Raw genomic sequence first — 21087 nt, forward strand, 5'->3', positions numbered from 1 at the left:
CGCCGAGACGTGCACTTCGCACTCGAGCGGGCACTTTTAACTGGGCGGTGTCAGGGGGTGGTTGCACCATTACGGGTTCGGAGGAGTGATCGATGTGCCTCGTGGGGTGAGGGTCGCTGATGAGGTGCGCCTGCGGGCGATGGAGCTGATTGCGGATGGCTGGTCGGCGTCCGCGGCGGCTCGGGAGCTGGGCGTGTCGCACACGGCGGTGCAGCGGTGGGCTCGGGGGGCGGGCGTGGGACTGGCGATGGGGGCCGTGGGTGGAAGCGCCCTGGCGGCCGCCCGGCGCAGGCGGGCGGTGTTCGAGGCCTGGGCCGCCGGGGCCGGGCGGGCCGGGGCCGCCCGGGCCGGGGGCGTGTCGATCAGGACCGCGGGCAGGTGGTTGCACGATACGCGTATGAGCACCCCCGCCCGCCCCGTTGCCGCCGTCGAGTCCGCGCATGGCGGTGAGGTCCTGCGCCGAGGGCGGCGCGGGGGCGCCCTGCGGCCATCGGATCACCGGGGACCCGACGCGCGGGTGTCGGGGCGCGCCGGTCGGGGCCTGCGCCTGGGGGCCGGTGAGCGGGCCATGATCGCCACGGGCCTGGCGCAGGGGGACTTGGGCCGCCCTCATCGCCCGCCGGATCGGCCGGTGCCGGCAGACCGTGTCCCGCGAGATCCGCCGCGGGGCCGGCGTGGGGCGGGGTCTACCGCCGGGCGGCGGCGCAGGCCGCGGCCCGGGCGCCCTTGGCCCGCCCCAAGATCCGCAAGCTGGACGCCGATCCGGCCCTGCGCGAGCGGGTCGTCGACCCGCCCGGGGGATCGGGCCGGTCCCCAGGCAGATCGCCGCCCGTCTGCGGTTCGAGAACCCCGATGATGGGAGCATGCGCATCTGTCACGAGCAGATCCACCCAGGGGCCCGGGTGCGTCCAGGGCGCCGGCAGCCTGCGCGCCCAGTTGCGGGTGGAGGGGGCCCTGCGCACCGGACGCACCCGCCGCATCCCCCGCTCCCCACTGGCCGGACTGCCCAAGCCCAGGGGCAAGAGCTGGATCCAGGGCGCCACCATCAGTCTGCGCCCGCCCCAGGCCGACGACAGGGCCGTCCCCGGGCACTGGGAGGGAGACCTGATCATCGCCAGGCGACCCCCGGCAGCGCCCTGATCACCCTGGCGGAGCGTCGCAGCCGGTTCGTACTGATCACCCGTCCGGCGGCGGGCCACCGCACCCGCACCGTCACCGATGCCCTCAAGAGCATGGTCGACTCCCCGCCCCGGGCCGTGTACTCCACCATCACCTGGGACCAGGGCGCGGAGATGGCCGGTCACGCCGCCTTCACCCTCGCCACCGACATCAAGGTCTACTTCGCCGATCCTCACAGCCCCTGGCAGCGTCCCACCAACGAGAACACCAACGGCCTGATCCGCGAGTACTTCCCCAAGGGCACCGACTTCAACAACGTCACCGACGCCCAGGTCCAGGCCGTCCAGGACCAGCTCAACCGCCGCCCACGAGAAGTCTTGAACGGACAGACCCCCACCGAGATACTGGACACCATCATCAACGGTGCAACCACCCCCTGACACCGCCACGGTTGGAACTGCACTTTCGAGTGCAAAATGCACGTCTCGGCGCCCGGGGGCGTAGCGGACCGGCCCGAGAGCGGGGTGATCGCCGCGGCCGCCGTCCGTGCAGGGGTCCGCGTCGACCCTCCCGGGGCCCGCGGCGGCGCGCTCGGCTGCCGCCTCGGTGAGGGTTCGTCTGCTCGTGCCGTCGGCGATCCGGTCGGCGTGGAAGAGGGTCTCTTGCATGTCGCGGTGCTCGCCGATGACCCGTTGGGCGCGCCAGTACAGGTTCAGGTCCATGCCGCCGACGCTGCAGTCCTCCATGAGGCTGTCGGCGTCCGGCCATTCCAGGCCGAGCTGGGCCAGGTCCCGGTGCAGCGCGTCGCGCCAGGCCTGCCCGCGGGTGACGATCATGGCGACGTCCGCGCGCGTGAGGCCCGAGAGCGGTCCCGCCCCGGGTCCGGTCGTGCTCGATGCCGTCATGAGACCGATTGTGCCCCGCCCGGGGGCGCCGGGACGGGCCCGGGCGGGGCGGGCGCACGGGTGTGCGCGGCTCCTCAGGCGGCCTGGAAGCGCTTGTTCGCGCCCTGGCGGGTCATGCCCGGCACATCCCCGATCGCCTGCCACGACAGGCCGGCATCGCGCGCGGCCATCACGGCCCCGTCGAGCGCGTGCTCGGCGGCGCGAAGGCGCATCTGCGCGACCACGATCCTCGCGAGGACGGGATCATCGACCGTGGCCACGGGATCCGGGCCATCCCCGTCGTCGGCGTTCTCGATCTCGTCGAGCATCTCCTCGGCGGTCCTCATATTCCTACTTCCTCCTCAAGAACTTCTCGCGCGCGGACACGGCATGGAAGACGAAGCCATCATCACTGACACCGACCTGAGCCCGCCACCTCCAGGACGCCGCCAGTATAAGCATCGACGCATCATCCGCGGCCTCAAGCCCCTCCGGGAGATCGCCGGGCGCCACCCCGCACCGCCGCCGACTTTGCCGAGACCCTGCCCTCGAAGCCCGGGAAACGCTCACTGAACCTTTCTCATCAGAACCGGCGACTCAGGGGCGGGGATAGGTGCGGTGCCACGGAAAGGATGGACGTGGAGTAGGGCGGTGCGTACGGGGCCGCGCCTCCCTGCATCGTCCCGGGACCTCCTGCGTCATCACGCCGATCCTGGCCAGTCCGAGGGTCTTCCCGGTGAGAAAAAGCTCACTAGAGAATTAATTCTTGGGAATTACGAAGGGGTCCGAGCATCTCTCCGTTCCCTGGATGATTTTAGGTCCGACATCCGGGTCGGGAGTGTATCTATGGGCGGTGACGCACACCCGCCAGGTTTCTTCGTAGTCCACTGTCTCCGAGTCGCCGAAGTCGCTCAGCTTCTCGTTCATTTCGGCGACGGGATTCGCTGTGTCACTCGTGCGGAGCTCCTCCCCTATTCTGTAACCGAGGTTGTAGTAGTTCCTGATGGGGGCCATCCCGTAAATATCCACGCTGTAACTGTGGACCTCGTCGCTGTCCGCGGGGTCCCATTGAATCTGAATCGTATCGCCCTGGCCCAGCCACCAGACCCGTACGGGGCTCTTGTCGGACAAAGCGATTCGCGTGGGTGTGGCGACCGGGCTCGAGGTGTCGTTCGGCTGAGGGGATGACATCTGTACGTACATCAGCGCGGCAGTGGCTCCGAGAAATGTTAAGAATAGTCCGATTAGAACTGGTCGAGGCCAGTTCGGACCCTTGATCCACCCGCCCACAAGGCTTGTTAATGTTCCTACAATCATGATTGTGATCGCGTAGCCCAACATTCCTCCTCGATAGATGAGATTTATGGTTTTGATTGTCGAGAACTTTCCTTGAATTGAATATTCTGACTGCTGCAAGACCTTTCCTTGAGAATTAGGCGGGCAGCGAGAAGAGAGCGCATTACCGAGCGGGGGTGATCGGCGATGGAAACTTCGGCGCAGTTTATCGGAGGGGCCTCGGCGTGTCGAGAGGGCGCCCTCGCCCCTGACTCAACCGGGTGGCCAACGCGGTGGAGTCGGTCGGGAAGCGCGGCGGAGTCGGTCGGACTGGGCGGTTCGGGGGCGGCGGCATGCCGTTCTCGTGCACGCCCCGCGAAGCCGACCGGTCGGAGCGTCGCCGAGTCATCGGCGTGCATGGCGGAGGGCTTCCGGCGTCCCGCCCGGAATAGCTGGCCGGGGTCGGGCCGCTGGCGGGTGAGACGGGAGGATCTCGGCGTCCCGCCCGGAATGATTTACTCGGAAAGACCCCCCGGAGCGGCTCCGCTCAGGACTGCTCGCGCCCGCGGCGCACGGCCTCCAGCATGAGGGTGGCGAGGTCGGTGACCCGCACGTCGGCGCCCTGGCTCGCCACGCCGTCGGAGAGCATGGTGGTGCAGAAGGGACAGGCGGTGGCGATGACCCGCGCGCCCGTGCCAATGGCCTCGCGGGAGCGCTCGACGGCGATGCGCGTGCCGATCGACTCCTCCATGAAGGCCCTCGCCCCGCCGCCGCCGCAGCAGAAGGCGCGCTCGCGGCTGCGGGGCATCTCCACCGCCGTCGCCCCGGTGGCCTCCAGTAGTTCGCGCGGCGGGGAGTAGATCCGGTTGTGCCGGCCCAGGTAGCAGGCGTCGTGGTAGGTGACGGTCGGGGCCGACGGCGCGGCCGGGTCCGCGGCGGCCTGCGTCGCCGCCCGCTCCGCACCGGCCGGGCCCGCGTCGGCCGCCCGCTCCGGACCGGCCGCCCCCGCACCGGCCTGCGGCGCCACCGGCTTGAGCCGCCCCTCGCGCACGAGCCGGCTCAGCAGCTGGGTGTGGTGCAGCACTTCGAAGCGCCCGCCGATCTGCGGGTACTCCCGCGAGATCGTGTTGAAGCAGTGGGCGCAGGTCACCACGATCCTCTGCGCCTTCGCCTCGGTGAGGGTCTCGACGTTCTGGCCGGCGAGCATCTGGTAGAGGATCTCATTGCCGGCTCGCCGGGCCGGGTCGCCGGTGCAGGTCTCGGCGTCGCCGAGGACCGCGAAGCTCACCCCGGCCGTGTGCAGCAGCTCGGCCACCGCCCGCGTCGTCCGCTTGGCCCGGTCCTCGTAGGCGCCGGCGCAGCCGACCCAGAACAGGTAGTCGACCTCGGAGGCGTCCTCGACGTCGACCCCGATCACCGGCACCTCGAAGTCCAGCCCCTTGGCCCAGTCCATGCGCTTGCGCGGCGCCAGGCCCCACGGGTTGCCCTTGGACTCCAGCTTGCGGAACATGCCGCCCAGCTCCCGGGGGAAGGCCGACTCCATGAGGACCTGCTGACGGCGCACGTCGATGACGCGGTCGACGTGCTCGATGTCCACCGGGCACTGCTCGACGCAGGCCCCGCAGGTGGTGCACGACCACAGCACGTCGGCGGGCACCACCTCACCGGCCAGCGGCGCGGGGTGCGCGGCCACGCCCGTCTCGGCGGGGGCCGCCCTGGCGGCCAGCAGCGCGCCCAGCACGTCGCCGGTGTGGGCGCTGCCGGGGGCCAGGCCCAGGTCCTCGCGGGAGGCGAGCCCGTCCCTCATGCCGGTCAGGCGGCCGAGCGGCCCGCCGTCGGCGCGGCGGCGCGCCAGCATCTCCTCGGTGACCTCCTCGGGCTCGACGCCCAGGGCGCCGGCCGCCCGCAGGTAGGGGGCGACGGCGGCGTGGTGGTCGCGCAGCGCCTCCACGAAGAGCTTGGGGGACAGGGGCTTGCCCGTGTTCCACGCCGGGCACAGGTCCTGGCAGCGGCCGCACTCGGTGCAGGTGGAGAAGTCCAGCAGGCCCTTCCACGTGAAGTCCTGGATCCGGCCCGCCCCGAGGACGACCTCACCGCCCGCCTCCTCGGCGGCCTCCATGGCGGCGTCCAGGTCGTCCATGGTCCGGGCGGTCAGCGCCGTGGGGGCGCCGTCGGGGCCGGTGAACACGAGCGGCTCGGCGGGGCCGAGCGCCTTGGTGCCGTCGTCGTTGCGGCGGGCGTAGAGGTTGACGAAGGCCAGGAAGCGGTGCCAGGCCACGCCCATGGACGGCTGCAGGCCGACGACGACGAACCAGCCCATCGAGATGACGACCTTGAGGGTCGCCACCACCACGATGGCGATGGACAGGCCCGTGGCGCCCAGCGGTTCCAGCGCCGGCCCGCTCCAGGCGGTCAGCGGGAAGCGGGTCCAGTGCGCCAGCGCCCGCTCGGCGTCGTCGTCGGAGATCGCCAGGCGGGCGTGCTCCAGCATGCGCAGCACCAGGACGCAGGCGACGACGCCGGCCACCACGGCCTCCACGAAGTGCGCCTGCCAGCCGGTGGAGCCGGAGAAGCGGGGTGTGCGGGTGCGGACGGCGCTCTCCTCGGCGTCGGGGAAGGGCGGGTCGGCGGCGCCGCGGCGGGTCAGGCGGCGCCTGATGATAATGAGGTGGACGATGCCGGCCGTGCTCAGCCAGGCGATGAACTCGACGATCCAGGCCCACCAGGCCTGGCGGCCGAGCCACGGCAGCTCCCAGTGGGGTCCGGCGAGAACCTGCCCGTAGCCGGTGACCAGGGTCAGGAACAGCAGTGGGAAGCTCACCATGACCAGCCAGTGGGCGGCGCGGATCCAGGGTCGGCCCTTGAAGGCGGTGTGGCCGACGACCTCGCCGAGCATGCGCACCAGACGGCGGCCGACCGGGCGCAGGCGCTCGCGCGGCACGGGGCGGCCCACGCGCATGCGGTTCACGATCGTGGCGACGGCGCGGCCGAACACGAAGACGCCCACCGCCGTGGAGACGAGGACGACGACGGCGCACACGAGCCGCACGATCGCGAGGGGACTCATGGGCGTCAGCCTAGTTGCCGGTGGGGGAGGGGCCGGCGGACTCCCGCCGGCCCCCGGGCTTCCGGCCCGTTCCCCGCGCTTCGGGCCCGTTCCCCGCCCGCCGCCCGTCCGCCCGCCGCTCGCCGGGGCCGGTCAATATCCTCACCGGGGTCGGCCGTAATCGTCGGGCGGGGCCGGCCGGGGCGGCTGGGAGCCGCCGGCGGGGCCGGTCGGAACGGTCGGAAACCGCCCAGGCGTGGCCGGTCCGCAACACCCACCGCGCCGTCTCGCCCCATTCACCCCACGATCTCACCTCATGAACTGGTCGAGCAGCAGGCGCACGGCGCGCCGTGCGCGGCCGTCCTCGTCCGTCCGGGCGAGCGCGCACTGGACGCAGGTCAGCATGAGCAGGTGATGGGGCGACATGGTGCCGGTGAGGCTCCAGCGCTGCGCGTGCTCGTACACCATGCCGACGATGAGCTCGGTGAGGAGGAGTCCACCGGGATCCGGGGCCGACTCCGGATCGGTCAGGTGCCGGATCAGGAGGATTGCCGGGGCCCACAGCGGGCTGCGGATCAAGTCCCGCGGATCGTACCGAGCGATGCCCTTGCAGGCCTCCTCCAGAGTCGACGGCGCTTCTCGGAGGACGCTCAGGAGCTCATTGCGCAGACGGGTGCGCAGCTCCTCCAGTTCGTCGGCGGAATAGTGCTCGCAGGTCTGCGGGATCCAGCAGTCGACGGAGACCAGGAACCGCGCCGTCGGGATGCTCACCGCATCCTCACGGTGCCAGCGGTGCGCGGCTTCCCGCAGGGCGGCGCCAATGCGGCCGATCGCCTCCGCGGAGGACTCCCCGCGCACCAGCAGGTCCTCGAGCAGCTCGCGAATCCGGGCCGTGAGCGCGTCGTCGGCCTCGCGCAGGGGATCCGGCGCGGGCGGTTCGGGTCCGAGCTCGGGATGCTGGCGCCGCGCCGCCCGCCACAGGGCCTCGAAGCACTCCCGCCCGACCTCGTGCCCGGTGAACTCGGGCGAGGAATTGACCATGATCAGAGACGGGAGCGGATTGCAGTTGACCTCGGTGTCCCCCGTCTCGACCGGCGGCTCGCTCGTGGCGTCCCCGAGGTCCGCGCGGCCGTCGTCGTAGATCTCGACGATGCGGCGGGTTGCGCGCCCGGAGTCCATCTCGGAGACGATGAGGGCGGGATCCTGCGCATGCCCGCGCGTGCGGTGCCACTCGACGATCTGGTAGTTCATTCCGTTGTCCGGCGGCTCCGCCCAGGGGCGGGCCAGGTCGCCGGCGCGCGTCGTCAGGCGCAGTTCGCCCTGGGGCGTGGTGGTCTGACGCCGCACCCGCACGATCTCGCCGACGGCGGGCCAGTTCTCCGGGTTCATGCCGATGCTCGGGTCGTCGTGGACGAATATCGGGTCGACGGTGCCGATATCGCCGGTCTCGTGCAGTCTCACCTCGTAGCCCCAGTGGTGGTGGGCGACGACGGTGCCCTCCTCAACCGGTCCCAGACGGTAGCTGCCGGCCACCAGGCGGAGGCGGCGGGGTCGGGGCGGCGGGGTGATCACGGCCGGCCCCCGTCCGGTGCGGCGGAACCGGTGAGGGACGGGCCGCCCGGAGTCCCCGTCCGCGGGGCGGCGCCGTTGGCCGCCGTCTCCCGAGGAGACGGATCCAGGGTCTGTTCGAGCCCGCGCAGACTGTTGAGCACCACCCGCCGGCCGATCCGGCCGCGAACCGTCTCGTAGACCCATCGGCGCCTCCCGACGTCGGGCTCCAGTTCGGCGGCCAGGTCGATGACGCCCTGGAGAATGCGCTCCTCGTCCCGGGCGATGAGTGCGTACAGCTCCGGCAGGGCGGCGCGCACGACGGCGCGGCAGCGCTCGACCAGGCGCGTATTGCCGCGGGCGCGCTCAATGGCGTCCGGTTCGCCCATGACGATCTCGACGAGCATGTCGAGGCCGTGCACGAGCCCGCCCGGCGTCCAGCTCCCCGAGCGGATGGCGGTGAGCACGAGGGCGGCGACCGGCTCGGCCGCCTGAGTGAGATCGAGGCCGCTGTGGCGGTTGTGGAAGATGAGGTTCTCCACCCGGTAGTAGGCGGCGTTCGCGTCGTCGTCGCCCACCGTCATCATGCGGCCGACGGCGTCGGGCAGGTCGGTGGGGTCGCCCTTCGCCCGCAGCGGGCGCCAGTCGAGGCGGCCCAGGGCGGCCTCGCCGGCCTCGCGGACGTCCCGGTCGGGATCGGCCAGGGCCGTGCTGATGGCGGGCACGAGCGCCTCGGGCGGGCCGGTCTCCTCGGGCGGGCCGGTCTCCTCGGGCGGGCCGGTCTCCTCGGGCGGGCCGGTCTCCTCGGGCGGGGGCGCCGGCGGGCGGCGGCCCGCGCGGCCCGTCTCATCGACCCGCACCGAGGGCGGCCGGGTGTCGGCGGCGCGGTGACGACCCGTGCGGCCCGTCTCGTCGGCCCTGTCGAGGCGGCGGACGGTCATCCCCGCGCCATCGCGCGCTTCAACACGGCTGAGGATGCGAGTGGGGTCTGGCTGCGGGGATCGCGGGGTCGAGGAATCGGGCTGCGGGGGCTGTAAGGTTGGGGAATCGGGTTGCGGGGACTGCTGGTTCAGGGGGTCCGGCTCCGAAGGGGCCCGGTCCTTTGCTGTCACGGGTCTCAGGCTAGGTCGTCGTCTCGAGGGGATCCAGGAGTCGAGGTAGTTCGGGCGCTCGGGAGCGATGGCGGGGGCGCCCGGGGGCGCCGGCGCGGACCGCGAGATCGCCGGGTAACCCGCGAGCACGTCACATAACCCGCGAGCACGTCACATAACCCGCGAGAACGTCTGCTAGAGGTACGTGCTCGCGGGTTAAGTGACGTGCTCGCCGCCAGCCCCGCCGACGGCGTCACGACATGCGAGACGGCGTCCCATCATGCGGAACGATCGAGGCCGGGCCGAGGGCGGGGCCCCGCGTCGGGAGTCGTCGCGCGCGGGCGGCGAGCACCTCGGCGGGCGGCCGGGGGAGGCGCAGGCGCATGCGGAGGTCCGTGACCCTGCTGAGCTCCCGGCTCAGGCCGCCGCGACCGGTGACCTGCCAGACCGTCATGCCCAGGCGGCGCGCCTCGTCGGCCGCCTCGGTGAAGGTGCGGTCCGCCGAGGCGATGATGAGTCGGGAGAAACGGGTGGAGATGTGCACCAGGTCGATGCTCTCCAGGAGGGCGGTCTCGGCGCCGTCCCGCCCGGAGCGCACGTGGAGGCGGCCGGGGAAGACGCACAGCACCGGCATGACGGCCGTGGCCATGTGGTGGGCGACCCCGATGTGGATGGAGTCCGCGGGGCCGATCTTGACGGCGTCGACGTAGGCGGCCAGGACGCGCGCCGCGTCCTCGGCGGTCGTGGATCCCGCGCCGCACAGGTTCTCCAGGTCGATGAGGTGCAGAGCGCGGTCGCCGCACGCGCCGTCGCGGAGGACGGTGAGGACGGTGAGGTCCTCCCGGCGGACGACGGGGCGGCGGGCCCCGACGGCGCGACGGGTCGTCGGAAGTGGGAGGACGGCGGCGGTCATGGGCGCTTCCTTTCGTGAGGGGCCGGCGCGGTTGCCGGACACTTCTGAAGCGCGGTGTTTATTCGGTCACTCGCCCGGGGATCGTGCGATTGGCGGCGGGGTCGGTGACGAGGGACTCGTCTCGGCAGCCCGACTTCCGGCGGCCGTTGTTATCGAATCGTGACATGATGGTCCGGCGCGGGCACCACACCGCCGGACCTCGTGGTGCCCGCGACGCCCCTGCGGGCACGGCGCGCGATCGCGCCCGCTGTGAGGGCGCCATCGCCCGGAGGCCGACCCCCGACCGACGTCCGCCCCACGCGGCCGGTCCCGGCCGGTGTCCGAATCTGTTGCAAAGGCCCGGATCGAGCCGGAGCGCCGGAAGAGAAACGTTGATATTCCGCGGTTCTTCTCGCGGCCGATCCCGGCCCGGGGCGCCTTTGCAACAGATTTGGACAGATCGTCGCCCTGACCAGTCCCATGCGCCTCATGCGCCCCACTCGGTCGGGGGTTCTGGCCGGGTGGTCGTCGGAGTCGGGCCGCGCCCTTTCGCGGCGCACCGGGGACGGTCGGCGGCCCCGCCCGGTTCCCGGTTATGGCGCTCCGGGAGGATCGTTCGGGTGGGCCCACCGAATGTGCTCGAGGATTTCCGCATGATTGCGCGGTTGTGATGGCGACGCGGTCGGGTGCGGAGCGGAACGATCCTCCCAGGACGCCGTTTTCCGCCTTCGGATGGGTCGGGGGGCGCAAGGAATCCGATCAGGACCGGGCGGGCGTCGGCGCCCCGTGATCAGGATCGCCGGTTTGCCGCCATGCGGCGATGCGCGCCGCGGAAGGCGCCCCGCGACCAGGCCCGCCGGGCCCGTTCCGGCGAGCACCGCCCGCCCGCTACTACGCTGGCTCCGTGAGCCAAGCCCCCGCCCCGCCCACGCGGGACGCCGCCGACCGCCCGGGCCTCTTCCTCACCTTCGAAGGGGGCGACGGCGTCGGCAAGACCACCCAGACCCGCATCCTCGCCGAAGCCCTCCGGGCCGAGGGCGTCGAGGTCCTCGTCACCCGCGAGCCGGGCGGCACCGACCTGGGGGCCGAGATCCGTCGCCTGCTGCTCGACGGCGGCCACGTCGACCCGCGCGCCGAGGCCCTCCTGTACGCCGCCGACCGCGCCCACCACGTCGCCACCCTCGTCCGCCCCGCCCTGGAGCGCGGCGCCGTCGTCGTCTCCGACCGCTACCTCGACTCCTCCGTCGCCTACCAGGGCGCGGCCCGCTCCCTCGGGGCCGAGGATGTCCGGAGCCTGTCCCTGTGGGCCACCGGCGGGCTCCTGCCGGACCGGACGATCCTGCTCGACGCCGACCCCGCCCTCGCCGACCGCCGCACGGGCGGGCGCGGGGGCAGGGACCGCCTCGAGCGCGAGTCCGACGCCTTCCGCGCCGCCCTGCGCGAGCAGTTCCTCGCCCTGGCGGACGCCGAGCCGGGGCGCATTGTCGTCATCGACGCCGCCCGGCCCGTTGAGGCGGTGACCGCCGCGGTCCGCAGCGCGCTCGACCCGCTGCTGGACGCTCGTTCCGGCGCCGGAGGGCGGGGCGCATGAGCGTGTGGACCGACGTCGTCGGGCAGGAGAGGGCGGTGGCCGCCCTCGACGCCGCGGCCCGCTCCGCCCGGGCGCTGGTGCGGGCCCGCCGGGCCGGCTCCGCCGCCGGGTCCGGGGCGGGTCCTGACGCCGCCGCCGAGTCCGGCGCCGGGTCCGGGGCGGGGCCCGACGCCGACGCCTCCGCCATGACCCACGCCTGGCTCATCACCGGCCCGCCCGGCTCGGGCCGCTCGGTGGCCGCCCGCGCCTTCGCCGCCGCCCTCCAGTGCACGGGGGAGGTCCCGGGCTGCGGGCGCTGCAAGCCCTGCCGCGACGTCATGGCCGGCTCCCACCCCGACGTCGTGCGCCTGGCCACCGACAAGCTCCTCATCACCATGGACGAGGTCAAGGAGCTCATCGGCCAGGCCCAGCGGCGGCCCTGGACGGGCAACTGGCGCGTCATCCTCATCGAGGACGCCGACCGCATGGCCGAGCGCACCACCAATGTGCTGCTCAAGTCCATCGAGGAGCCGCCCCCGCAGACCGTGTGGCTCCTGTGCACCCCGAGCGCCGACGACGTCCTGCCCACCATCCGCTCCCGGTGCCGCCTGGTGACCCTGCGGATCCCGCCGCCCGACGCCGTCGCCGAGCTGCTCGTGCGCCGCGACGGCGCGGACCCGGAGCTCGCCGCGAGGGCCGCCCGGGCCAGTCAGTCCCACATCGGGCTGGCCCGGCACCTGGCCAAGGACCCCGGCGCCTGGGAGCGCCGGCGCCGCCTCCTGCTCGCGCCCGTCTCCCTGCGCAGCGTCGGCGACGCCGTCCTGGCGGCCGCGGACCTCGTCGAGGCCGCCGAGGCGGAGGCGAAGGAGACCACCGCCGAGCGCGACGCCGCCGAGCGCACCGCCCTGCTGCGGGCGCTGGGCCTGGAGGGAGACGCCAGGATCCCGCCCGCGCTGCGCGCCCAGGTCCGCCAGCTGGAGGAGGACCAGAAGCGCCGCGCCAGGCGTGCGCGCACCGACGTGCTCGACCGGGCCATGATCGACCTGCTGTCCTTCTACCGCGACGTGCTGGTCTCCCAGATGGGCGGCGACGTCGAGCGTGTTAATATCGACCTCGCCGAGGTCCTCGACCGGGTCGCGGCCTCCACCGGCCCGGAGCAGTCCCTGGCCCGAATCGCCGCCATCGAGCAGTGCCGGGCGCGACTGAGATCCAACGCCTCCCCGCTGCTGGCCGTCGAGTCCCTCATGGTTCAGCTGCGCCCGCAGGCCCGCCCCGTCTCCGAGCCCTGATAACGAATCCCTGATAATAAGGAGTGATCCCGCCCGTCCGACGGCCATGCCCCTTCGGCAGCACCACCGACGCGCTCAAGTGAATCCCATCCGACGGCGCCATTCCCGCCGTCGTCTCCGGCCCCTGATAACGAGGAGTGATCATGACTCAGCCGATCCAGCCGAACCCGTCCTTCCAACCGACTCAGCCCTTCCAGCCGAGCCCGCCGACTCAACCCCTCCGGCCGGCTCAGCCGGCTCAGCCGATCCAGCCGAGCCCGCCGACTCAACCCCTCCAACCGACTCAACCACATCCGCCGACTCAGTTGAATCCACCGGCTCAGCCGGCCCCGCCATTCCAGTCGACTCCGCGGGCTCCGATACCCGAGTCCATCACCCGCAGGCCGCCCCTCATCGGGCGCATTGCGATGATCGTGCTCGCCGTCGCAGGAGTCATCATGATCGGTCTGGGGATCGGGCTGGCCGTTTCGGGGGAGATGGGCGGCTTCGCCGCGTGCACCGTGATGGGACTGATTCTGGTGGCGGTCCTGCCGTTCGGGCTGCGCCCTCGCGTGATTCTGGACGCCAGGGGAATCCACGTCCGCAATATCGCCTCCTCCCACGACCTGCCCTGGCCCGCGTCGCGCGGGGCGCTGGTGGTCGGCGAGGTCAGTAACGGGAACGGGTGGCTCTTCACCGCCACCCCCGAGTACCGGCCGGCCGACGGCTCCAAGCCCGTCAAGATACTGTCCCTGCGCCGCGTGCGCGCCGGAATCGGCAATGCCACGGCGGTCCTGGAGGCGGATCTCGACGACCTGTGGGCCTGGGCCGTGGCCCGCGGCTACGTCCGACCCGAGAACCAGGCCGCGGGCGCGCCCGCCCCCGGTTACGGGTCCGCCCCCGCCTATGGGGCCGGAGGGACCGGCACCGCCTTGGGCGTCCCCCCGACCCAGTCCGCCCCCGGCTATGGGGCCGGAGGAGGTTACGGAAACGCCGCCGATCACGGAACGGGCGGCTACGCGCCCGCCCCCGCGCCGTCGGCTCCGCTCGGCGCGGGCGCCGGGCGCGGCGCCTCGGCCGCGGCGGATCTCGACGTCGATATGTTGAGCAGGCCGCAACTGGAGTTCAAGGGGCCCGGCGTCCTCGCCGTGTGCCTCTTCGCCGGATTCGGCCTGTTCATGATCGTCGGCTCCGCATTCGCGCTCCAGAACGACGGCTCGTTCTGGGGCGTGCCGGGAATCGTCTTCGGGGCGTTCCTGCTCGTCCTGAGCGTGGATCAGGCCTTGAAGCGCGTGACCATCGACCAGGAGGGATTCCACGTGAGGGGCCTCATCCCCCGCACGTACGCCTGGCCGGCCTCCCGCGCCCAGCTGGTGGCGACCTTCCGCTATTCCCGCTCGTCCTCGTACGCCGACGTCAGTCTCGTCGAGCCCGATGGAAAGCGGCGGGAGCTGCCGCTCGGGGTGCTGAACCGCAACGGCGGACTGGGTCCCGAACTCGGCATGGTGCGCACCCTCGACACCATCTGGGCCTGGGGCGAACGCCGGGGAGTGGCCCGCGAGACCGGTCAGTACGTGCCCGCCGCCGACGCCGCCTTCGAGCAGTCGCGCCGCTCCGCCCTCGAACGGATCGACTACCTGCGCTCGGGGCGCTGACTTCGGAGAGCGCCGGATGGATCTCGATGATTACCGCCGATCACTGGTGCGCGCGGCCGCCGCGGACTCCGGGATCACCAGCCTGGTCTTCTTCGGCTCCGCGGCCCGATCCGGTGCCGCGCGTCGCGACGAGTGGTCGGACCTGGATTTCAACATCTTCTTCACCCCCGAGGCGAACCGGCGCCACCGCGATGCGTGGCCCTTCCTCCCCGAGCCCGAGCGCATTGTGCTCCGGGCCCGGGAGGGCGCCGACGGCGGCGTGGTGATCTACGACGACGGCGTGCTGCTCGAGTTCGGCGCCGGACAGCCGTGGCCGATCAGCGACCCCGAGCGGGACACGGCCCTGGACGGGGGCGACCTGATACTCGCTCCGCCGCCGCGGCCGCCCCGACCGGACAACGCGGTGCGACTGTTCCTGGCCAAGCTGTTCATCGGCGTGGGCCGCTACCGGAGGGGCGAGCACATCGCCGCGCACGCCCATGTGCGCGCTCATGCGCTCGCGCAGTTGTGCTGGGTCTTGCGGCTGCGCCTGGCCCCCGATCGACCCGGGAGCCCGTACGACCCGACGCGGCGCTTCGAGCGCGCGCTGCCCGATCTGGCCGGGGAGATCGGGCGCCTTCTCGACGAGAACTTGGAGGTCTGCGCGCGCGGGCTGTTCGACGTCGCCCGGCGCGAATTGGAGCCCGGCTGGCACGAATTCCCCTCCGCCGCGGCCGATACCATCGCCCGTCGGCTGGGGTGGGGCTTTTCTCCGGCGCGCTTCGACGGCGTCCTGAGGCATCACAGCTGCGACGACGCCCCTGACGGCTGTCAGGGCAGTGGGAACGGCTCCGTGACGACAAGGGCTCAGCCGTGACAGTGAGCCTTTCCCGCCGGGTCACTGGAGATGCTCCGGGGCGGGGCCGGCGACGCCGATGCCCGGGACGCGGTCGCCGGTCCCCCGCTCGTCGAGATGCGCATTTCGCACTCGAGCGGTGCGTTTTGCACTCGAGAACGACGGTTGGAACTGCACTTTCGAGTGCGAAGTGCACGTCTGGGCGCCAGAGGGGCGCCCGTCGCGACCGCCGCCGGCCCCCGGGAGGGTCGTCCGCACCACCCCGGGCCCGCCCGTCCGCGCCATCCCCGGCAGTGATTCTCACGAAACCCTGCGAGCAGGTCCCGAAGGCCGTCACGACACCGTTCATACCGGGCTCGATAATTGGTCGCGATCGATCTCGGCGAGGAGAGACGGGGCCTTCTCCGCCTCGCGGGGGAGTGCCGCGACGGGCACGCGCCCGTAGGCTGCCCGCATGAAGATCTCGACCCGCTCCCGCGCCGTCCGCGCCCTCGCAGCCGTGAGCGCCGCGCTCCTGGCCTGCGCCGAACTGGCCGCGTGCGGCCACAACCTCCTCACTCCCGCAGAGTCGACCGCGATCACTCCCACCCCGGTCGCGGCGACGAGCCCCGCCCCCGTCCCCCAGGGCCTGGAGTCCTTCTACAGCCAGAGCATCGACTGGCAGCCCTGCGAGGGGGGCAAGAACGCGGACCCGAACACCACCTTCACCTGCGCCACCATTAACGTTCCCCTCGACTACGAGCACCCCGACGGGCAGACCATTCAGATAGCCCTGAAGAGGCGGCCCGCCGGGGGCGAGGCCATCGGCTCGCTCTTCATCAACCCGGGCGGCCCGGGGGGCAGCGGCGTGAACCTCGTGGACAGCGCCGGCCACCTCCTGTCCCAGCGCCTGATGGATTCCTACGACGTCATCGGCTTCGACCCGCGCGGCGTGGGCGCCTCGACCGCCGTCGACTGCATGACCGACGCCGAGGTCGACGCGGACCGCGCCGCCGCGGACGCCGGGCCCAATGACAAGCTCACCGACGAGCAGGTCCAGGAGAGTGTGACCTCGCACGCCGAGAAGCTCGAGAGCCAGTGCGACGCCAACACCCACGTCGAGGGCCTGCTCGACCACATCGACACGATCTCCGCCGCCCGCGATCTCGACATCCTGCGGGCCGTGGTCGGCGACGACGCGCTGAGCTACCTCGGGTACTCCTACGGCACCTACCTGGGCGCCACCTACGCCGAGCTCTTCCCCGGCAACGTCGGCCGCCTCGTGCTCGACGGCGCCGTCGACCCGACCCTGAGCTCCGGGCAGGTCAGCCTGGGCCAGGCCGCGGGCTTCGAGAACGCGCTGCGCGCCTACGTCGAGGACTGCCAGCGCGGCAAGAACTGCCCCCTGAGCGGGGACGTGGACAACGGCGTCAAGCAGATCCAGGACCTGCTGGACCTGACCGTCGACTCCCCGCTCCCGACCAATGACGCGAAGCGGCCGCTGACCTACTCCCTGGCCGAGAGCGCCGTCCTCTCCCTCCTCTACGACGACCAGTACTGGCAGTACCTGACGAGCGGCCTGGCCGAGGCGATGAACCAGGGCAAGGGCTCGATCCTGCTCGCGCTCGGCGACGCGCTCGCCTCGCGCAATGAGGACGGCACCTACTCCGGCAACAGCAGCGAGGTCATCAACGCCATCAACTGCCTGGACTACCCGGTCGAGGGCGATATGGCCTCCTGGCAGACCGAGGCCCACGAGATGGAGCAGGCCTCCCCGACCTTCGGCGCGGACCTGAGCTACCCGGAGCTGTTCTGCCAGGTCTGGGACCACAAGTCCACTCGTGAGCGCAAGCCGATCCACGCCTCCGGCGCCGCCCCCATCCTCGTCATCGGCACCACCGGCGACCCCGCCACCCCCTACCCGTGGGCCGAGGCGCTGGCCGAGCAGCTCGACTCCGGCCGCCTGCTGACCTGGGAGGGCAACGGCCACACCGCCTACGGCCGGGCCGGGGACTGCGTGACCGACGCCGTGGACCGCTATCTGCTGACCGGCGAGCTCCCGCAGGAGGGCCTGACCTGCAAGGGCAAGAACTGACGCTCGGCCGGGCGGGGCCGCGCCGTCGTGCGCGTTCGTGCCCGCCCGTGCGGCGTTCGGCACCGCCGACGGCGAGCCCGGCCCCGGTCGGGTGCGCCCGGCTCACGCCCCGGCCGGCCGGTCGTCCAGCTCCCCGGCGATGGACCGGCCCATCCACGCGGCCAGCCCGGAGCCGCGCAGGCCCTGGCTCAGGAGGAAGACCGCCTTGACGTAGGCGGCCTCCGGGGTCATGTCGGCGCCGCTCACGGCGCCGGCTCGGGCGAGCGCGTCCCCGGCGGCGTAGCGGCCCAGCCGGACCCCGCCCTGATGGCACTGGGAGATGACGACGACGGCGGTGCCCGCCCCGATCGCGCTCGCGAGGACGTCGGTGAGCCCGGGCTCGCCGTCGGGAATATTGCCGACGCCGAAGGCGCGCAGGATGACGGCGTCGGGCCGTGGGGTCAGCATCGCCTCCAGGCGGGCGGCGGTGATGCCCGGGAAGAGGTCGATGACGACGGCGTCCTGACGGGTGTAGGGGCGGGGATCGGGCCAGCCCGCGCCCGGCGGCGGGGCGGGCGCCCACCGCCAGGGGGCGCCCGCCCGGGCCAGGGGCGCGACGGCCGGGGAGTCGAAGGCGTCGAAGGCCCAGGAGCTGGCCTTGACGGCCCGGTTGCCGGCCAGGAGGCGGTGGCCGAAGAAGAGGCCGACGCCCCGCGCCCGACGGCTCGCGGCGGCGCGCAGGGCCCCGGCGATATTGGGGGCGGCGTCGGAGCCGACGGCGCCCAGGGGCAGCTGCGAGCCGGTGACGACGACGGGGCGGCCCAGGTCGGTCAGCGCGTAGGACAGGGCGGCGCAGGTGTGGGCCATGGTGTCGGTGCCGTGCAGGATGACGAAGGCGTCGGCCTCGGATGCGCTCGCGCGCAGGCCGTCGATGATTCGCTGCCAGGATTCGGGAGTGGCGTCGGAGGAGTCGATGAGGGGGCTCAGCGCGGTCAAGGAGATGCCGCCGATTGACCGCCCGGCCTCTTTCAGGGCGGCGTCGAGCCGGTTCTCCGGGTCCGCGCCGGGAACCAGGCCGCGGGGCGAGTCGACCATGCCGATGGTGCCGCCGGTGTAGGTGACGTGGATGCGCACGGGACAAGGGTATGGGCGACGAGTATGGGACCTCGCCCGCCGGTCTTCACGGGTCTGAATGGAATGCCCGGCGTGCTCCACGGGGCGGGCCGGGCGGGCGCCGGTCTTCACGGGTCTGAATGGGATCGGGGGAATGATTCGGCCGACGGCGGAAGGCCGGTGCCGCACGGCCGGGCTGTGTCCAGGACCACGTCGGCGGCGGGCGGGACCCGATTGCGGCGGGCGCCGCCCGGCCGGTAGGGTATGGTCCGCTGCTTTTGCGGCGCGCCACCTTAGCTCAGTCGGCAGAGCGATTCACTCGTAATGAATAGGTCGTGGGTTCGATTCCCACAGGTGGCTCCCAGTCGGGCCGCTCCCAGTCCGCGGCCCCGGGGGCGCCCCTATCGCGCGCGTCACCCCCCGCCCAGCCCCGTTCGCGCGCCGTCCGTGCCCCGTTCGCGCGCCTCGGCGCGCCGGGTCCGCGCCCGCCGGACCCCGCCCCTATTGCGGCAGCACCGCAATGGGGGCGACTTTTCGTTGGAATCACGGGGAATCGAGGTGATGGCCTTATTGCGGGCGAGCGCGCCGGGCCCGGTCTCCTTCGCGGCGCGGGACCGTCGTCATATGCTCGAGCCCCGAGCCGGCGGTTGATTTGTGTGCGGGACTCCTCGGGGGGACTTCCCCATTGGGTTTGCGGATCGGCGGGTTTCGGTTTACTGTTGGCGTTACCAGCTGCGATCGCCGAAATCGCGGCCGTACGAACAGGAGTGGATGCCATGGCACAGAGGACGCAGGTTATTCTGGTGGACGACATCGACGGCTCCGAGGCCACCCAGACGGTGACTTTCGGAATTGATGGCGTCACCTACGAGATCGATCTCAACGAGGAGCATGCCGCCGCGCTGCGCGAGTCGGTTGAGGAATGGACGGCGAAGGCGCGCCGGGTCTCCGGCCGCCGCAACACCCGCCGCCGCGCCCGTTCCTCCGTGCCCGGCGAGACACAGAGGATCCGTGATTGGGCCCGTGCCGAGGGCATCGAGGTCTCCACGCGCGGTCGGATCTCCGCCGAGGTCCGCGAGGCCTACCTCAAGGCCAACGCCTGAGCCGGACCCGGCTCCACCAGGGCCCCGGGCCCCCGATCGCGAGGTTGGGGGACCCGGGGCCCTGGTGGTCCGCCCCTCCGGCCTGGCAGGATAGGACCATGGCTTACACCCTTGTGCTGCTCCGCCACGGCGAGAGCGAATGGAACGCTAAGAACCTCTTCACCGGCTGGGTCGACGTGCCGCTGTCCGAGAAGGGCCGCGCCGAGGCCGTCCACGGGGGTGAGCTGCTCAAGGAGGCCGGAGTCCTGCCTGAGAAGCTCTTCACCTCGCTGCTGCGCCGCGCCATCACGACCGCCAACCTGGCCCTGGACGCCGCCGACCGCCACTGGATCCCGGTCGAGCGCAACTGGCGCCTCAACGAGCGCCACTACGGCGCCCTCCAGGGCAAGAACAAGAAGCAGACCCGCGAGGAGTACGGCGAGGAGCAGTTCATGCTCTGGCGCCGCTCCTACGACGTGCCGCCGCCGACCATCGAGGCCGGCAGCGAGTTCTCCCAGGACGCCGACCCGCGCTACGCCGGCGAGCCCATCCCCGCCACCGAGTGCCTCAAGGACGTCCTCGCCCGCCTGCTGCCCTACTGGGAGGGCACCATCATCCCCGAGATCAAGACCGGCAAGACGGTCCTGATCGCCGCGCACGGCAACTCGCTGCGCGCCATCGTCAAGCACCTCGACGAGATCTCCGACGCCGATATCGCCGCCCTCAACATCCCCACCGGCATTCCGCTCGTCTACGAGCTCGACGAGGAGACCCTCAAGCCCCTCAAGAAGGGCGGGCGCTACCTCGACCCGGAGGCCGAGGCGAAGATCGCCGCCGTCGCCAACCAGGGCAAGTGAGTCGCCGCGCGTGAGCCGCTGAGGGCGGGACCGCCCGCCCTCAGCGCGCTCCGCCGTCGTCGCGCACGACGGGCGCCGTCGTGCCGGAGACGAGATAGGTCATGCGACGGGCCACCGAGGTGGAGTGGTCGCCGAAGCGCTCCAGGAAGCGGCCCATGAGGACCGCGTCGACCACCTGCTGGCGGCTCAGCTCGTTGGCCGGGTCGAGGATCATCTGGAAGGACCGGCGGTGCAGGGCGTCCATCTGGGCGTCATTGGCCTCGATGGTCGCCGCCAGCTCCAGGTCCTGGGTGGCCACCAGGCGCGAGACGTCCGCGCCCGCGCGCACCGCCAGGTCGGCCATGCGCAGAATGAGGCCGAGCACCGGCTCGGGCACCGGCGGCTCGGGGTAGCGCCCCCGGGCTATCGTCGCCAGGTGACGGGCCAGATCGCCCTGGCGCTCGAGGGTCTGGGCCATGCGCAGGGCGGAGATGACGGTGCGCAGGTTGTCGGCCACGGGCTGCTGGCGCGCGAGCAGCATGACGCACATGTCGTCGATATCGCGCTGGAGGTCGTTGATGCGCTCGTCGGCGTCGATGACCTGCTCGGCGACGATGAGGTCGCCATTGCGCAGGGACTCGCTCGCCCGCTCGATGGCGGTGGCCACCTGGGCGGCCATGGACTGCAGGTCCGAGCCCAGCTGCTTGAGCTCCTGGTTGAAGATCTGGCTGAATATGTCGTGCACGGGACGGCTCCTCGCTATGCGTCGCGGCTGCGCGGCGCGCCCGGGCGGATCGGGGCCGGCCGGCGCGGCGGACGC

Annotated in this window: 18 protein-coding genes and 1 tRNA gene; 11 read left to right on the forward strand and 8 right to left on the reverse strand. The window is 72.2% G+C overall.

What is annotated here, in order from left to right; translation table 11 throughout:
• The first annotated feature begins 124 nt into the window (after positions 1 to 124).
• The 3 genes from G446_RS21520 to G446_RS20920 are packed head-to-tail and all read left to right on the forward strand — an operon-like array spanning position 125 to position 1559.
• Positions 125 to 856 carry a helix-turn-helix domain-containing protein gene (locus G446_RS21520; RefSeq protein ID WP_425393876.1) on the forward strand — a complete coding sequence of 244 codons (732 nt, stop codon included), beginning with the start codon at positions 125 to 127 and terminating at the stop codon, positions 854 to 856.
• A complete protein-coding gene (locus tag G446_RS20915) occupies positions 853 to 1140 on the forward strand; it encodes a hypothetical protein (protein WP_245574618.1) in 288 nt (95 codons plus the stop codon). The genes G446_RS21520 and G446_RS20915 overlap by 4 nt, the downstream gene beginning before the upstream one ends.
• A gap of 35 nt (positions 1141 to 1175) precedes the next feature.
• On the forward strand, positions 1176 to 1559 hold the full coding sequence (locus G446_RS20920) for an IS30 family transposase (RefSeq protein ID WP_245574616.1): 384 nt from the start codon (positions 1176 to 1178) through the stop codon (positions 1557 to 1559).
• 539 nt (positions 1560 to 2098) lie between these two features.
• On the opposite strand, the gene G446_RS0106635 is transcribed toward G446_RS20920, so the two are convergent.
• The 6 genes from G446_RS0106635 to G446_RS0106665 form a co-directional block, all read right to left on the reverse strand.
• Complete coding sequence (locus G446_RS0106635) at positions 2099 to 2350, reverse strand: hypothetical protein (RefSeq protein ID WP_026409571.1); 252 nt, start codon at positions 2348 to 2350, stop codon at positions 2099 to 2101.
• Between the two features lie 412 nt (positions 2351 to 2762).
• The gene (locus tag G446_RS0106645; protein ID WP_156916549.1) at positions 2763 to 3419 is read right to left on the reverse strand and encodes a hypothetical protein; all 657 of its coding nucleotides are present in this window, start codon (positions 3417 to 3419) and stop codon (positions 2763 to 2765) included.
• A 406-nt stretch (positions 3420 to 3825) separates the two neighbouring features.
• On the reverse strand, positions 3826 to 6345 hold the full coding sequence (locus G446_RS0106650) for a (Fe-S)-binding protein (RefSeq protein WP_026409573.1): 2520 nt from the start codon (positions 6343 to 6345) through the stop codon (positions 3826 to 3828).
• 288 nt (positions 6346 to 6633) lie between these two features.
• Positions 6634 to 7896, reverse strand: a complete 1263-nt coding sequence (locus G446_RS0106655) for a DUF6881 domain-containing protein (protein ID WP_026409574.1) — start codon at positions 7894 to 7896, stop codon at positions 6634 to 6636.
• A complete protein-coding gene (locus G446_RS0106660) occupies positions 7893 to 8813 on the reverse strand; it encodes a hypothetical protein (protein WP_026409575.1) in 921 nt (306 codons plus the stop codon). The genes G446_RS0106655 and G446_RS0106660 overlap by 4 nt, the downstream gene beginning before the upstream one ends.
• Positions 8814 to 9216: 403 nt before the next feature.
• Positions 9217 to 9876: a PIN domain-containing protein gene (locus G446_RS0106665; protein ID WP_026409576.1), complete on the reverse strand. Its 660-nt coding sequence runs from the start codon at positions 9874 to 9876 to the stop codon at positions 9217 to 9219.
• An 883-nt stretch (positions 9877 to 10759) separates the two neighbouring features.
• Here G446_RS0106665 and tmk point away from each other — a divergent pair.
• The 5 genes from tmk to G446_RS0106690 all read left to right on the forward strand — a co-directional run bounded on the left by tmk (position 10760) and on the right by G446_RS0106690 (position 17257).
• A complete protein-coding gene (gene tmk, locus G446_RS16405; RefSeq protein WP_051285726.1) occupies positions 10760 to 11446 on the forward strand; it encodes a dTMP kinase in 687 nt (228 codons plus the stop codon).
• The gene (locus tag G446_RS0106675; protein ID WP_026409577.1) at positions 11443 to 12714 is read left to right on the forward strand and encodes a DNA polymerase III subunit delta'; all 1272 of its coding nucleotides are present in this window, start codon (positions 11443 to 11445) and stop codon (positions 12712 to 12714) included. The genes tmk and G446_RS0106675 overlap by 4 nt, the downstream gene beginning before the upstream one ends.
• Before the next feature lie 437 nt (positions 12715 to 13151).
• A complete protein-coding gene (locus G446_RS18665; protein ID WP_156916550.1) occupies positions 13152 to 14348 on the forward strand; it encodes a hypothetical protein in 1197 nt (398 codons plus the stop codon).
• A gap of 16 nt (positions 14349 to 14364) precedes the next feature.
• Positions 14365 to 15204 (forward strand): hypothetical protein, encoded by an 840-nt coding sequence (locus tag G446_RS0106685; protein WP_156916551.1) that lies wholly within the window; start codon positions 14365 to 14367, stop codon positions 15202 to 15204.
• 433 nt (positions 15205 to 15637) lie between these two features.
• A complete protein-coding gene (locus G446_RS0106690) occupies positions 15638 to 17257 on the forward strand; it encodes an alpha/beta hydrolase (RefSeq protein WP_026409580.1) in 1620 nt (539 codons plus the stop codon).
• A 102-nt stretch (positions 17258 to 17359) separates the two neighbouring features.
• On the opposite strand, the gene G446_RS0106695 is transcribed toward G446_RS0106690, so the two are convergent.
• Positions 17360 to 18370, reverse strand: coding sequence for an asparaginase (locus G446_RS0106695; protein ID WP_026409581.1), 1011 nt, complete (start codon positions 18368 to 18370; stop codon positions 17360 to 17362).
• 266 nt (positions 18371 to 18636) lie between these two features.
• On the opposite strand from G446_RS0106695, the gene G446_RS0106700 reads away from it, so the two are divergent.
• From G446_RS0106700 to G446_RS0106710, 3 genes are all read left to right on the forward strand, one after another.
• Positions 18637 to 18709, forward strand: a tRNA-Thr gene (locus G446_RS0106700).
• 416 nt (positions 18710 to 19125) lie between these two features.
• Positions 19126 to 19452, forward strand: coding sequence for a histone-like nucleoid-structuring protein Lsr2 (locus G446_RS0106705; protein ID WP_026409582.1), 327 nt, complete (start codon positions 19126 to 19128; stop codon positions 19450 to 19452).
• A 98-nt stretch (positions 19453 to 19550) separates the two neighbouring features.
• A complete protein-coding gene (locus tag G446_RS0106710; RefSeq protein ID WP_026409583.1) occupies positions 19551 to 20288 on the forward strand; it encodes a phosphoglyceromutase in 738 nt (245 codons plus the stop codon).
• A gap of 40 nt (positions 20289 to 20328) precedes the next feature.
• Here the strand turns inward: G446_RS0106710 and phoU are convergent, their stop codons facing one another.
• On the reverse strand, positions 20329 to 21012 hold the full coding sequence (gene phoU / locus G446_RS0106715; RefSeq protein ID WP_026409584.1) for a phosphate signaling complex protein PhoU: 684 nt from the start codon (positions 21010 to 21012) through the stop codon (positions 20329 to 20331).
• Between the last annotated feature and the right edge of the window lie 75 nt (positions 21013 to 21087).

The sequence above is a fragment of the Actinomyces dentalis DSM 19115 genome, from assembly GCF_000429225.1.
In the GTDB taxonomy this organism is placed as follows: Bacteria; Actinomycetota; Actinomycetes; order Actinomycetales; family Actinomycetaceae; genus Actinomyces; species Actinomyces dentalis.

Coding starts and splice junctions, on each gene's coding strand:
- G446_RS20915 (WP_245574618.1), top strand. CDS start 853: ATGATGGGAGCATGCGCATCTGTCACGAGCAGATCCACCCAGGGGCCC.
- G446_RS0106635 (WP_026409571.1), bottom strand. CDS start 2,350: ATGAGGACCGCCGAGGAGATGCTCGACGAGATCGAGAACGCCGACGAC.
- G446_RS0106650 (WP_026409573.1), bottom strand. CDS start 6,345: ATGAGTCCCCTCGCGATCGTGCGGCTCGTGTGCGCCGTCGTCGTCCTC.
- G446_RS0106660 (WP_026409575.1), bottom strand. CDS start 8,813: ATGACCGTCCGCCGCCTCGACAGGGCCGACGAGACGGGCCGCACGGGT.
- G446_RS0106665 (WP_026409576.1), bottom strand. CDS start 9,876: ATGACCGCCGCCGTCCTCCCACTTCCGACGACCCGTCGCGCCGTCGGG.
- G446_RS0106675 (WP_026409577.1), top strand. CDS start 11,443: ATGAGCGTGTGGACCGACGTCGTCGGGCAGGAGAGGGCGGTGGCCGCC.
- G446_RS18665 (WP_156916550.1), top strand. CDS start 13,152: ATGATCGGTCTGGGGATCGGGCTGGCCGTTTCGGGGGAGATGGGCGGC.
- G446_RS0106685 (WP_156916551.1), top strand. CDS start 14,365: ATGGATCTCGATGATTACCGCCGATCACTGGTGCGCGCGGCCGCCGCG.
- G446_RS0106690 (WP_026409580.1), top strand. CDS start 15,638: ATGAAGATCTCGACCCGCTCCCGCGCCGTCCGCGCCCTCGCAGCCGTG.
- G446_RS0106705 (WP_026409582.1), top strand. CDS start 19,126: ATGGCACAGAGGACGCAGGTTATTCTGGTGGACGACATCGACGGCTCC.
- G446_RS0106710 (WP_026409583.1), top strand. CDS start 19,551: ATGGCTTACACCCTTGTGCTGCTCCGCCACGGCGAGAGCGAATGGAAC.